Origin of the sequence: Nocardioides sp. cx-173, from assembly GCF_021117365.1 — a bacterium.
In the GTDB taxonomy this organism is placed as follows: Bacteria; Actinomycetota; Actinomycetes; order Propionibacteriales; family Nocardioidaceae; genus Nocardioides.
Genome location: NZ_CP088262.1, coordinates 1496549 through 1509401, shown reverse-complemented (window position 1 = coordinate 1509401; position 12853 = coordinate 1496549). Strand labels below are relative to the sequence as shown.

14 protein-coding genes are annotated in these 12853 nt (G+C 71.8%); 13 read left to right on the top strand and 1 reads right to left on the bottom strand.

All coding sequences use genetic code 11. From position 1 onward, the window contains the following. Positions 1–139: 139 nt before the first annotated feature. The 13 genes from LQ940_RS07330 (at position 140) to LQ940_RS07270 (ending at position 11721) form a co-directional block, all read left to right on the top strand. The gene (locus LQ940_RS07330; protein WP_231242337.1) at positions 140–784 is read left to right on the top strand and encodes a fasciclin domain-containing protein; all 645 of its coding nucleotides are present in this window, start codon (positions 140–142) and stop codon (positions 782–784) included. Positions 785–811: 27 nt separating this feature from the next. Further along, positions 812–2416, top strand: coding sequence for a TIGR03767 family metallophosphoesterase (locus LQ940_RS07325; RefSeq protein WP_231242336.1), 1605 nt, complete (start codon positions 812–814; stop codon positions 2414–2416). Between the two features lie 125 nt (positions 2417–2541). Then, positions 2542–3801: an urea ABC transporter substrate-binding protein gene (urtA, locus tag LQ940_RS07320; protein WP_231242335.1), complete on the top strand. Its 1260-nt coding sequence runs from the start codon at positions 2542–2544 to the stop codon at positions 3799–3801. A gap of 84 nt (positions 3802–3885) precedes the next feature. Further along, a complete protein-coding gene (gene urtB / locus LQ940_RS07315) occupies positions 3886–4770 on the top strand; it encodes an urea ABC transporter permease subunit UrtB (RefSeq protein WP_231242334.1) in 885 nt (294 codons plus the stop codon). Beyond that, positions 4767–5828 (top strand): urea ABC transporter permease subunit UrtC, encoded by a 1062-nt coding sequence (urtC, locus tag LQ940_RS07310; RefSeq protein ID WP_231242333.1) that lies wholly within the window; start codon positions 4767–4769, stop codon positions 5826–5828. The genes urtB and urtC overlap by 4 nt, the downstream gene beginning before the upstream one ends. Further along, on the top strand, positions 5825–6607 hold the full coding sequence (gene urtD, locus LQ940_RS07305) for an urea ABC transporter ATP-binding protein UrtD (protein WP_231242332.1): 783 nt from the start codon (positions 5825–5827) through the stop codon (positions 6605–6607). The genes urtC and urtD overlap by 4 nt, the downstream gene beginning before the upstream one ends. Beyond that, entirely contained in the window at positions 6600–7280 is a 681-nt protein-coding gene (locus tag LQ940_RS07300; protein ID WP_231242331.1) for an ATP-binding cassette domain-containing protein, read from the top strand. The genes urtD and LQ940_RS07300 overlap by 8 nt, the downstream gene beginning before the upstream one ends. A gap of 1 nt (position 7281) precedes the next feature. Then, on the top strand, positions 7282–7584 hold the full coding sequence (locus LQ940_RS07295) for an urease subunit gamma (protein ID WP_231242330.1): 303 nt from the start codon (positions 7282–7284) through the stop codon (positions 7582–7584). A 25-nt stretch (positions 7585–7609) separates the two neighbouring features. Next, complete coding sequence (gene ureB, locus LQ940_RS07290; RefSeq protein ID WP_231242329.1) at positions 7610–7936, top strand: urease subunit beta; 327 nt, start codon at positions 7610–7612, stop codon at positions 7934–7936. Then, positions 7929–9635 carry an urease subunit alpha gene (locus LQ940_RS07285; protein WP_231242328.1) on the top strand — a complete coding sequence of 569 codons (1707 nt, stop codon included), beginning with the start codon at positions 7929–7931 and terminating at the stop codon, positions 9633–9635. Before ureB ends, LQ940_RS07285 begins: the two co-directional genes overlap by 8 nt. Before the next feature lie 5 nt (positions 9636–9640). Continuing rightward, positions 9641–10303: an urease accessory protein UreF gene (locus tag LQ940_RS07280; protein WP_231242327.1), complete on the top strand. Its 663-nt coding sequence runs from the start codon at positions 9641–9643 to the stop codon at positions 10301–10303. After that, entirely contained in the window at positions 10296–10985 is a 690-nt protein-coding gene (gene ureG, locus LQ940_RS07275) for an urease accessory protein UreG (RefSeq protein ID WP_231242326.1), read from the top strand. Before LQ940_RS07280 ends, ureG begins: the two co-directional genes overlap by 8 nt. After that, complete coding sequence (locus LQ940_RS07270) at positions 10969–11721, top strand: urease accessory protein UreD (protein WP_231242325.1); 753 nt, start codon at positions 10969–10971, stop codon at positions 11719–11721. The genes ureG and LQ940_RS07270 overlap by 17 nt, the downstream gene beginning before the upstream one ends. A gap of 29 nt (positions 11722–11750) precedes the next feature. On the opposite strand, the gene LQ940_RS07265 is transcribed toward LQ940_RS07270, so the two are convergent. Further along, complete coding sequence (locus LQ940_RS07265; RefSeq protein ID WP_231242324.1) at positions 11751–12824, bottom strand: substrate-binding domain-containing protein; 1074 nt, start codon at positions 12822–12824, stop codon at positions 11751–11753. Between the last annotated feature and the right edge of the window lie 29 nt (positions 12825–12853).

Genomic DNA, 12853 nt, shown 5'->3' with positions numbered 1-12853 from the left:
GGCGGGAAATTGGTGGGGAAGCTGCCAATCCGGTCGGTGCGCGGCGACGAAGGACGTGGTGAGGGTGCGGTGGACGCCGTACTCGCCTCGGGGCGGATGCCCCTTCCCACATCCAGACAGCCAGATAGGGAGCCACACCATGAGGAAGCTCAATCGAGTCGCCGCCGGTCTCGTCGCCACCGTCGCCGCGATGGCCACCAGCAGCGCGATGCTCGTCCCTGCCGAGGCCGCTCCGGCCGCCCAGGGCAACCGCAGCCTGGCCAAGGTGCTGGCCGCGGACGGGACCAGGTTCGACCGCAACTGGGGCGACTTCGACGTCACCGAGGCGGCCGTGCTCGCGGTGCTGAAGGCCAAGCCCGACAGCGCGGTTTCGCTGCTGACCAAGGGCCGCCAGCGGGCCACGGCGTTCGTCCCCACCGACGCCGCCTTCCGCAACATGGTCCACGACCTGACCGGCAAGCGGCCGCACACCGAGAAGGCCGCCTTCAAGGCCGTGGCCGGCCTGGGCATCGACACCGTCGAGACGGTGCTGCTCTACCACGTGGTCCCCGGCGCGACCCTGAACTCCCAGAAGGTCATCGCCGCCGCCAAGGCCGGCGCGCGGGTCCAGACCGCGGCCGGCATCGGCTTCAAGGTCGACCTGCGCGACGGCGAGGTCGTCATCGTGGACCGCGACTACAACGACAACAACGCCCGCGCCATCGGGGACCTGCTCAACATCAACGCCGGCAACAAGCAGATCGCGCACGGCATCAACAAGGTGCTCCGCCCGGCCGACCTCTGAGGCCACGTACGCACCTACGCTTCACGCATGACCCCTCCCCGGAGCACCGAGGCCGCCACCGCGGCCTCGGTGCTCCGGCGTGGTGAGCCCGGCCCCGGCGGGTACGTCGGCGTCGTGCGCCGCGACGGCGAGCCCCATCTCGTGCGCACCGACCTCGCAGAGGCCGGCCGCGGCCGGGCCGCCCGGCGACGTCCCCTGCTGGCGCTCGTGCAGCTGAGCGACGTGCACGTCGTGGACGCCCAGTCCCCGCTGCGCGTCGAGTGGGCCGACCGCTTCGACGACCCGGTCTTCGCCTCGGCCCACCGTCCACAGGAGATGCTCTCCGGTCACGTGGCCGACGCCATGGTGCGCGCGGTCAACCGGGTCGCCCGCGGCCCGGTCACCGGGCTGCCGCTGTCGCTCGCGATCCAGACCGGCGACAACTCCGACAGCTCCCAGCACAACGAGGTCCGCTGGAACATCGACCTCCTCGACGGTGGGCCGGTCCGCCTCGACTCCGGTGACCTCACCCGCTACGAGGGCGTCGCCGACGGCGACCCGGACCACCATGACCCGCACTACTGGCATCCGGACGGCTCCACCACCGGCCATCCCACCGACGATGTTGCCCATGCCAGGTACGGCTTCCCCCGGGTGCCGGGGCTGCTGGACGCCGCGCGCCGCCCGTTCCAGGCCGAGGGACTGACGATCCCGTGGTACGCCGCCCTGGGCAACCACGACGGTCTGGTGCAGGGCAACTTCCCGCGCACGGCGCCGGTCGGCGCGGTCGCGGTCGGCTCGCGCAAGCTGGTCTCCCCGCCGCCCGGCGTGAGCGAGGAGGACACGCTGGCCGCGATGACCGGGGACTACACCGGCTTCATCACGGCGCTCACCCGCTCCGCCGGTGCGCGCACGGTCACGCCGGACCCCGACCGCCGGGTGCTGGCGCGCGGCGACATCGTCGAGGAGCACTTCCACACGACCGGGACCCCGGTGGGCCACGGCTTCACCGAGGACAACCGGCGCCAGGACACCGCCTACTACGTCCTGGACCAGGGGCCGGTGGTCCTGGTCGTGCTGGACACCGTCAACCCGCACGGCTTCGAGGACGGCTCCCTCGACCTGACGCAGCTCGCCTGGCTGCGCGAGGTGCTCGCGCGCTGCGCCGACCGGCTGGTCGTCGCCTTCAGCCACCACCCCTCCGATCGGATGGACAACGCCTTCGTGACTCCCGGCGCCGACCCGGAGGCGGAGCGGCGGGTGCTCGGCGAGGAGGTCCTTGACCTGCTGCTGGCGCACGGCCGGGTCGTCGCCTGGGTCAACGGCCACACCCACCGCAACCGCATCGCTGCGCGCCACCGGTCCGGGGGCGGTGGGCTGTGGGAGATCACCACCGCCTCCCACATCGACTGGCCCCAGCAGTCACGACTGCTCGAGCTCGCCGACAACCTCGACGGCACCCTGTCGATCTTCACGACGATGCTCGACCACGCCGGCCCGGCGGCGTACGACGGCCACCTGGACGACCCCGTCCAGCTCGCCGGCCTCGCTCGCGAGCTCGCCGCCAACGACTGGCACGGCCGCTCGGACGTCGGCCTGGGCGCACCCGCCGACCGCAACACCGAGCTGGTCGTCGCCGTAACACGCAGTTAATTCCATCTGGTAGCGATTTGAAATCTGGCGTCCCTAGGTTTCTCGCACCAGGGCCCGCCGCCGTGCCCTTGGCCCAGTGCCTACGACGCCGCGTCGCAGGTCGATGACCGAGAGGGCTGTTCCACGTGCTCATTTCCCACCCCCGATGGCTGGCCGGCACCCTGGTAGCCATCACCACCGCCCTCGCCGTCTCGGCGTGCGGCGGCTCCAAGACCGGAGACGCCGGAGAGGACGGCGGCGGCATCGACAGCTGCGTCGACACCTCCGGTGACACGGTCAAGCTCGGGTTCCTCAACTCGCTCTCCGGCGCGATGTCGATCAGCGAGACCACCGTCTCCAAGTCGCTGACCATGGCGGCCGAGGAGATCAACGCCGACGGCGGCATCCTCGGCAAGCAGATCGAGATCGTGCAGGAGGACGGCGCCTCGGAGCCGACCGTCTTCGCCGAGAAGGCGACCAAGCTCATCCAGCAGGACTGCGTCGCCGCGGTCTTCGGCGGCTGGACGTCCTCGTCGCGGGTGGCCATGCGGCCCGCCTTCGAGAGCCTGAACTCGATCCTCTTCTACCCCGTGCAGTACGAGGGTCTCGAGTCCGACCGCAACATCTTCTACACCGGCGCGACCACCAACCAGCAGATCATCCCGGCGCTGGACTTCCTGCGCGAGGAGAAGAAGATCGAGTCGATCTTCCTGGCCGGCTCGGACTACGTCTTCCCCCGCACCGCCAACAAGATCATCAAGCAGTACGCCGCCGAGTACGGCATCGAGGTCGTGGGCGAGGAGTACCAGCCGCTCGACCAGGGCGCGTGGGGCACCGCGGTCGACAAGATCGTGGCGACCAAGCCCGACGTCGTCTTCAACACCATCAACGGCGACTCCAACGTCGCCTTCCTCCAGGCCTACGACGAGAAGGGTCTCGACGCGTCGAACGCCCCGATCGTCTCGGTCTCGATCGCGGAGGAGGAGGCGGCCGCCATCCCGGTCGACCTCACCGGCCAGATGACGTCGTGGAACTACTACCAGACCGTCGACTCCCCCGAGAACAAGACGTTCGTCGAGGCGTTCAAGGCCAAGTACGGCGAGAAGTCGGTGACCTCCGACCCCATGGAGGCGGCCTACACCTCGCTGTACCTCTACAAGGCCATGGTCGAGAAGGCCGAGACCTTCGACGTCGACGACGTGATCGAGGCGGCGGACGGCGTCTCGTTCGCCGCCCCCGAGGGCACCGTCACCATCGACGGCGAGAACCACCACATCGCCAAGACGGCGCTGATCGGCGAGGTGCAGGCCGACAAGCTCATCAAGACCATCTGGTCCTCCGGTGAGCCCGTCGAGCCGGACCCGTACCTCGAGGGCTACGACTGGTGGGACCCCTCGAAGGAGTGACCGCGGCCTGAGTCGCACCGGCGTCCCCGCCCCGCCCGGGGCGGGGACGCCGCCCGGTCGCCCCTCCAGGAAGGCAAGCAACACATGGATGTCGTCATCTCCCAGCTCTTCACCGGCGCCTCGACGGGCGCCGCCCTGCTCCTCATCGCGCTCGGGCTGTCGCTCACGTTCGGGCAGATGGGCGTGATCAACATGGCCCACGGCGAGTTCCTCATGGCCGGGGCCTACACCGCCTACCTCACCCAGCAGGTCGTCCCCAACGCCGACATCTCGCTGCTGCTGGCCATCCCGGCGGCCTTCGTGGTCGCCGGCCTCCTCGGCGTGCTGCTCGAGGCCTCGGTCATCCAGTGGATGTACCACCGCCCGCTCGACACCCTGCTGGTCACGTTCGGCGTCAGCCTCGTGCTCCAGCAGCTCGCCAAGGACATCTTCGGAGCGCAGGCCGTGGCGGTCGAGGCGCCCAGCTGGCTGCACGGCCAGATCCCGATCCTCGGCTACCGCTACCCCCTCAGCCAGCTGTTCATCCTGGTGCTCGCCGTCGCCTGCCTGGTCGGGGTCGCCGCGCTGCTGAGGTACACGAGGCTGGGGCGCCAGATCCGGGCGACGGTCCAGAGCCGCGACCTGGCCGAGACCGTGGGGGTCTCCACCCGCCGTATCGACCGACTGACCTTCTTCCTCGGCTCCGGGCTCGCCGGCATCGCCGGTGTGGCCGTCACCAGGATCACGGCCACCGAGTCCACGATGGGGTCGGAGTACATCATCTGGGCGTTCCTCGTCGTGGTCGCCGGGGGTATCGGCCAGATCAAGGGCGCGGTCATCGCGGCGTTCGCCATCGGGATCACCCGCTCGTTCCTGACCTACTTCACCGACGGCAGCATGGCCGTCGTCCTGACCTTCCTCATCGTGGTCGTCTTCCTGCAGCTGCGACCACAGGGCCTGTTCGCCGTACGCACGAGGAGCCTCGTATGAGCGCCCGTCTCCGACCGTTCCTCCCGCTGCTGGGGATCGCGGTCCTCGCCGTGTTCCTGCTCGTGCTGGCACCGGCCCTGCTGAGCGACTTCCGGCTCAACAACCTCGGCAAGTACTGCTGCTACGCCCTCGCGGCCGTCGGCATCGGCATCGCCTGGGGTCGCGGCGGCATGCTCGTCCTGGGCCAGGGGCTCTTCTTCGGCATCGGCGCCTACGCCATGGGGATGCATCTCAAGCTCGAGGCGGCCGGCCCGGACGCCGTGCCCGACTTCATGATGAACTTCGGCTCCGGCACCCTGCCCGCGTGGTGGGAGCCGTTCCGCAGCGGGGCGTTCACCGTGGCCGCGATCGTGGTCCTCCCGGCGCTGGTCGCGGCGCTGCTGGGCCTGGCGGTCTTCAAGCGGCGGATCAAGGGCGCCTACTTCGCGATCCTGTCGCAGGCCCTGACGGTGGCGTTCGCCGCGCTGCTGGTCTCGCAGATCAAGTACACCGGGGGCCAGACCGGCCTCAACTCGCTGTACTCGTTCTTCGGCTACAACCTCTACGACCCGATCAACAAGCGGCTGATCTACACCATCACCGCGGTCCTGCTGATCGCCATGCTGCTCGTGACCTTCCAGCTGTACCGCAGCCGCTTCGGCGAGCTGCTGCTCGCGACGCGCGACGCCGAGGAGCGGGTGCGGTTCCTCGGGCACGACCCGGCCAACATCAAGGTGGTCGCCTTTGTCGTGGCCGCGGTGATGGCCAGCATCGGCGGCGCCATGTTCGTCCCGCTGGCCGGGCTCATCAACCCCCGCGAGGTGAGCGCCCTGGCGTCGATCATGCTCATCGCCGGCGTCGCACTGGGCGGTCGCGCCTCGCTCCTCGGGCCGGCCATCGGCGCCCTCGCCGTCGGCTTCGGCCGCACCTACATGTCGGAGTCGTTCCCGGAGCAGTGGACCTACTTCCTCGGCGCGCTGTTCATCGTCGTCATCCTGTTCGTCCCCGCGGGGCTCGCCTCGCTGTTCCCTCGCTGGTGGGCGGCCCTCAGCAACCGCCGGAAGGAGGTCGCCGCATGAGCACCGCGACCCTGCGCCCCGACGCCCTCGGCGTCGACTACCTCGAGATCCGTGGCCTCACCGTCGACTTCGACGGGTTCAAGGCGGTCGACGGCGTCGACCTCACCCTGCTCCAGGGGCAGGTCCACTTCCTGATCGGGCCCAACGGCGCGGGGAAGACGACCCTGGTGGATGCGGTCACCGGTCTTGTGCGCGGGACCGGGCTGGCCCGCTACCGCAACAAGGACCTGCTGGCGATGCGGTCGCACCGCATCGTGCGCGCCGGCATCGGCCGCACCTTCCAGACCGCCACGGTCTTCGACGAGCTCAGCGTGCTCCAGAACCTCGACATCGCCGGCGGGGTGCACCGCTCGGCGTGGGGCATGGTGCGGGCGCGGCGCGGCGTGCCGTCGTACGTCGCCGACGCGCTCGACACGATCGGGCTCGGCGACCTGCGCGACCGGCCCGCCGGCGTCCTCGCGCACGGCCAGAAGCAGTGGCTGGAGATCGGGATGCTGCTGGTCCAGGACGCCAAGGTGATGCTCCTCGACGAGCCCGTGGCGGGCATGAGCGCCGAGGAGCGCGAGCAGACCGGAGAGCTTCTGCACCGCATCGGCACGGAGCGCACCATCGTCGTCATCGAGCACGACATGGACTTCGTGCGCACCTTCGCCGACATCGTGACGGTGATGCACGCCGGGAAGGTGCTCGCGGAGGGCACGGTCGCGGAGATCCAGGCGAACCCGAGGGTCCAGGAGGTCTACCTGGGCCGGACCGCGGAGGGCGGCGAGCATGCTTGAGCTGAAGGGCATCACCGCCGGCTACGGCCGCAGCATGGTGCTGAACGACGTGACGATCGAGGTCCCTGCGGGCGGCGCGGTGGCGATCATGGGCCACAACGGCGCCGGCAAGACCACGCTCCTGCGGGTGGCCGTGGGCCTGCTGCCGGTGCGGTCCGGCTCGGTCCTGCTCGACGGCGAGGACGTGACCGGCACCCGCCCGAGCGCCCGGGTGCGCCGCGGGCTGGGCTACGTGCCGCAGGGCCAGCAGTCCTTCCCGCAGATGACCACGCTGGAGAACCTCCAGCTGGTCACGACCGCGAGGTCGGAGATCGCCGGTGTGCTGGACACGTTCCCGGCCCTCTCCTCCCTGCTGTCACGCCGGGCCGGGCTCCTCTCCGGAGGCCAGCGCCAGCAGCTGGCGATCGCCCGCACGCTGCTGACCAAGCCGCGCCTGCTGATCCTCGACGAGCCGACCGAGGGCATCCAGCCCAACGTCGTCCAGGAGATCGAGGGCGTGATCGCGGCGCTCACCGCGCGGGGCGACCTGTCGGTGCTGCTCGTCGAGCAGCACGTCGGCTTCGCCCTGCGCAGCACCGACCAGTACTACGTCCTGGAGTCCGGCCGGGTCACGTCCACCGGTGACGGTGGCGAGGGTGCCCTCGACGCCGTCCGCTCCGCGATGGCGGTCTGAGATGCACCTGACCCCCGCCGACACCGAGAAGCTGCTGCTCAGCGTGGCCGGCATGGTCGCCCGTGACCGGCTGTCTCGCGGCGTCCTGCTCAACTACCCCGAGTCCGTGGCCCTGCTCGCGTGCTGGGTGATCGAGGAGGCCCGGGCGGGAGCCGGCGTCGCAGAGCTGATGGAGCGCGGCCGCGACGTCCTCACTCGGGACCGGGTGATGCCCGGTGTGCCCGAGATGGTCGTCGACGTCCAAGTCGAGGCGACGTTCCCCGACGGCCGCAAGCTCGTCACGCTGCACCACCCCATCGCATGAACCGGCAACGACACAGGAGGAACCCGTGGGACTCGTGACCGACGGCCCCGGAGCGACCAGGACCGGACCGGGCACGGTCGTGCTGAACGGCGACCGCACCCCCGAGGAGCGGCGCAGGCTGGTCGTGACCAACACCGGTGACCGGCCGGTGCAGATCGGCTCGCACGTGCACCTGGCCCAGGTGAACTCCGCCCTCGACCTCGACCGTGAGCGGGCGGCCGGCTTCCGCCTCGACATCCCCTCGGGCACCTCGCGACGGTTCGAGCCCGGGGCCTCCCAGGAGGTCGCGATCGTCGCGCTGCGCGGACGCCGGCTGGTGCCCGGCATCCAGATCGGCTCGTCGGATGGTTGAGATCAGCCGGGCCGCGTACGCCGCCCTCTACGGTCCCACCACCGGGGACCAGGTCCGCCTGGGCGACACCGACCTCTGGGTCGAGGTCGAGCGGGACCTCGTGGTCGGCGGCGAGGAGGCCGTGTTCGGCGGTGGCAAGTCGATCCGGGAGTCGATGGCGCAGTCGACGGCCACGTCGGCACAGGGCGCCCTCGACACGGTCATCACCAACGCGCTCGTCCTCGACCACTGGGGCGTCGTGCGCGCCGACGTCGGCATCCGCGCCGGGCGGATCGTCGCCCTCGGCAGGTCCGGCAACCCCGACATCGCCGACGGCGTGCACCCGGACCTGGTGATCGGCCCGGGCACCGACGTCGTGTCGGGCGAGGGCCGGATCCTCACTGCCGGTGCCATCGACTCCCATGTGCACCTGCTCTCCCGCTCCCAGCTGGTCGAGGCGCTCGCCACCGGCATCACCACGGTGGGTGGCGGCGGCACCGGCCCCTCGGAGGGGTCCAAGGCCACCACCGTGACGCCCGGGGCCTGGCATCTCGCCACCGTCCACCGGGCCCTCGACACGGTGCCGCTCAACGTGCTGCTGCTCGGCAAGGGCAACACCGTCAGCGCGGAGAGCCTGAAGGAGCAGGCGCTGGCGGGGGCGGCCGGCTACAAGGTGCACGAGGACTGGGGGTCCACCCCTGCCGCGATCGACGCGGCCCTGCGGGCAGCCGACGAGTTCGGGCTCCAGGTCGCGCTGCACTCCGACAGCCTCAACGAGGCCGGCTACGTCGACTCGACCATCCGCGCCATCGCCGGTCGTGGCATCCATGCCTTCCATGCCGAGGGGGCGGGCGGTGGGCACGCACCCGACATCCTCACGGTCGCGGGGCTGCCGCACGTGATCCCGGGATCGACCAACCCGACGCTGCCGCACACGGTCAACACCGTTGCCGAGCACCTCGACATGCTCATGGTCTGCCACCACCTGAACCCGCAGGTGCCCGAGGACCTCGCCTTCGCCGAGTCCCGGATCCGCGCGACCACCATCGCCGCCGAGGACCTGCTGCACGACATCGGCGCGCTCTCGATCACGTCGTCCGACGCGCAGGCCATGGGGCGCATCGGCGAGGTCGTCTGCCGCACGTGGCAGGTCGCCCACGTGATGAAGCACCGCTACGGCGACCACGCCGATCTCGGAGCCGGCCCCGCGGACAACGCCCGCGCCAAGCGGTACGTCGCCAAGTACACGATCAACCCCGCGATCGCCCATGGCATCGACCACGAGGTCGGCTCGGTGGAGCCGGGCAAGATGGCCGACCTGGTGCTGTGGGACCCGCGGTTCTTCGGGATCCGCCCCGACGTCGTGATGAAGTCCGGAGCCCTGGTGTGGGGGGCCCTCGGTGACCCGAACGCGTCGATCCCCACGCCGCAGCCGGTGCTGATGCGCCCGACCCTCGTCGACGACGGCAGCCCGCACGCGGTGACCTTCGTGGCCCCGGCGGCGTTGGAGGACGGGCTGGCCGACCGGCTCGGGCTGCGGCGGCGTCTGGTCGCCGTACGCCCGACGCGGGAGGTCACCAAGGCCTCGATGGTCAACAACTCCGCCCTGCCCCGGATCGACATCGACCCCGAGACCTTCGCGATCGACGTGGACGGCGAGCGGGTCGTGCCCTCGCCGGCCCAGGAGCTGCCGCTGGCCCAGCTCTACTCGATGTTCTGAGCGCCATGACCCACCCCGACCTCGTCCTCCTGCTGCTGGCCGACGCGCGCCTACCCGTCGCCGGACACACGCAGTCGGCCACCCTCGAGGGCGCGCTGCGCCACGGTCTCGCCGAGGACCAGGTGCCCGGCTACGTCCGCACCCGGCTCCGAGGGGTGACCCGCGTGGAGGCCGGCACCGCCGTGGCCGCGCGTCACGCCGTCCTGGCCGGCGGCCCTGGCCTGGTCGACGTCGAGCGGGCATGGGCCGCGCGCACCGTCTCCCCGGCGCTGCGCACGGCCTCGCGGGACCAGGGGCAGGCCCTCCTGCGGCTCGCCGGCCGGCTCTGGCCGGACGCCCTGCTCCCGCTCGCGCACGTCGAGCGTCCCGCACGAGCCACCGTGCTCGGGTGCATCGCCGCGCACCTCGGGCTCGGCGCCGCCGCGCTGGCGCACCTGGTGGCCTACGACGACGTGCAGACCGTGTGCGCCGCGGCGCTCAAGCTGGTGCCCCTGGACCCGGTCACGGTCGCCGGCTGGGTCGCCGACGCGCTGACCGACGTCGCGGTCGTGGCGCTGGAGGTGGCCGAGGTGCAGGACCCGGCCGACATCCCCGCCGTCACCGCGCCCCAGATCGAGGAGTGGGCAGAGGCCCACGCCCGCACCACGAGGAGGCTGTTCCGTGCCTGAGCACACCCACCCGAGCCGTCCGCTGCGCCTGGGGGTCTGCGGACCCGTCGGCACCGGCAAGAGCTCCCTGATCGCGCTGCTGTGCCGAGAGCTGTCGGACCGGCTCAGCCTCGCCGTCGTCACCAACGACATCTACACCGACGAGGACGCCCGCTTCCTGCGCTCGGCCGGGGTGCTGGCGGCCGACCGGATCCGCGCCGTCGAGACCGGAGCCTGCCCGCACACGGCGATCCGGGACGACATCAGTGCCAACCTGATGATGGTCGAGGAGCTCGAGCAGACCTACCCCGACCTCGACGTCGTGCTCCTGGAGTCGGGTGGCGACAACCTCACCGCGACCTTCTCCCCCGCCCTGGTCGATGCCCAGGTGTTCGTGCTCGACGTGGCCGGCGGCGGCGACGTGGCCCGCAAGGGCGGCCCCGGCATCGAGCGGGCCGACCTGCTCGTGGTCAACAAGACCGACCTGGCGCCGTACGTCGGGGTGGACGTAGCCCGGATGCTCACCGAGGCCGCGGCGGCCCGGAGCGGTCGCCCGGTCATCGGCCTCTCGCGGACCGACCCGGCCAGCGTCGAGTCCCTGGTGGCGTGGCTGGACCGGGTGCGCGAGCGCCACACGTCGGGAGTGCTGGTGCCGAGCGACCCCGGACCGATGGCGCGGCACGTGCATGCTCACGAGCACTGAGCGCGGCGCCCGCACCCGGGTGCGGGTCAGCCCGTCCCCCGACGGCGCGCGCTGCCGGGTGCGCACGGAGGTGACCCTCTCGGACCCCAGCGCGACCTCGCTGCGCCCGGTGCTCGTGCACCACGACGCCCGGCAGGCGCTGGTCTCGCTGGTGCCGGAGGGCGCCCTGCTCCTCGCCGGCGACGCGATCTCGCTCGAGGTCAGCGTCGACGCGGGCGCCCGGCTGGACCTGGTCGAGCCCGGCGGGACGGTGGCCTTCGACATGCGCGGCGGCAGCGCCTCCTGGTCGGTGCTGGTGACGCTGGGACCGGGGGCGGTGCTGACCTGGGCCGGGGAGCCGTTCGTCGTGGCCGCCGGCGCCGACGTGGACCGGACGACGGTCCTGCGCCTGGCCGACGGCGCCCGACTGGCCCTGCGGGAGACCCTGGTGCTCGGCCGCCACCGCGAGGCGCCCGGCTCTATCCGGCAGCGGACCGACGTCACGGTGGCCGGCCGGCCGGTCCTCGTGGAGGACCTGCCGCTGAACCCGGCCGCGGCGGCGGGGCTGCTGGGCGGGCGCCGGGTCGTCTCCTCGGTGCTGTCGGTGGGGCCGCCACCGGCCGTCGCCGGTGTGACGGAGTACCGCTTCGACCTGGACGCCGGCGGCACCCTGTGGCGGCGGCTGGGTGCGCAGGCCCACGAGGCGGAGCTGGGGGCGGCCTGGGCCGCGGCGCACGCGAGCGCGGTGGGCCAGTGAGCCCGCCAGTAAGTGCGTCAGTGAGTGCGTCAGTGAGCCCGGGCGATCTGCTGCTCGATGCGGAACTCCATGCCGTCGGCAGCGGCGACGTAGACGTCCTGGTCCAGGAGGTTGCCGTCGAGCCGCATCAGCCCCCGGGGGCTGGAGTAGAAGTGGCCGGACGGCATCGCCGCGACCGCCGCCACCTCGACGGAGCCGCAGACCTCTCCGACGCGGGCAAGGAAGTACAGCGCCTCGTAGCAGGACTCCCCCACAGCGTTGAGGGTGGGCGCCCAGCGCCCCCAGCGGGCGTAGTAGGCGCGCGCCAGCTCGGTGCTCTCGGCGGTGCCGAGCGCGTCGAAGTAGGCCGCGGCCGCGTACAGGCCCTCGTGGGCGCCGGCGCCGCCTGCCAGCAGCGTGTTCTCCTCGACGGCCGGGCTGAGCCGCGGGAGCAGCGCCGAGAGCCCGGCGCGCGCGAACTGGCGGTTGAAGTGGACGGCGTCCTGCCCCATCAGCAGCATCATCACCCCGTCGACCGGCTGGCGGGACAGACTCTCGATCACCGCCCCGAAGTCGCTGGTCCCGAGCGGCACGTAGGTCTCGCTGACGACCTCGGAGGTGGTGTCGGCCAGCGCGAGCCTGGCCGTGGCGCCGGTGACCCGCGGGAAGACGTAGTCGTTGCCCACGATCGCCCACCGGCCCACCGCGAGCTCCTCGCGCATCCAGTGTGCCGCCGGCAGCAGCTGGTTGATGGGGCGCTCACCGATCATGTAGACGCCCGGGGTGGCGTCTCCACCCTCGTGCATCGCGGCGAACGCGTAGACGACCCGGCCGCCGACGCGCCGCGTGATCGCCTGTCGTACCGCGGAGATGTGCCACCCCGCGACCGCCTGGACCCGCCCCTCGTCCACCAGCCTGCCGACCTCGTCGGCGACCACCCGGGGCTCGCGCCCGGCGTCGACCACCACCAGCTCCACCTGGCGTCCCGCGATGCCGTCGCGCTCGTTGAGCTGCTCGGCGGCGAGCTCGGCGCAGGCCAGGCAGGACGGGCCGTAGAGCCCCGTGGGCCCCTGCAGCGGGACGACGAGGGCGACCGAGAGCATCTCGGCAGAGCGGGCGGGCACGAGACCTCCGGGTGCCTGGGCTGGGCGGG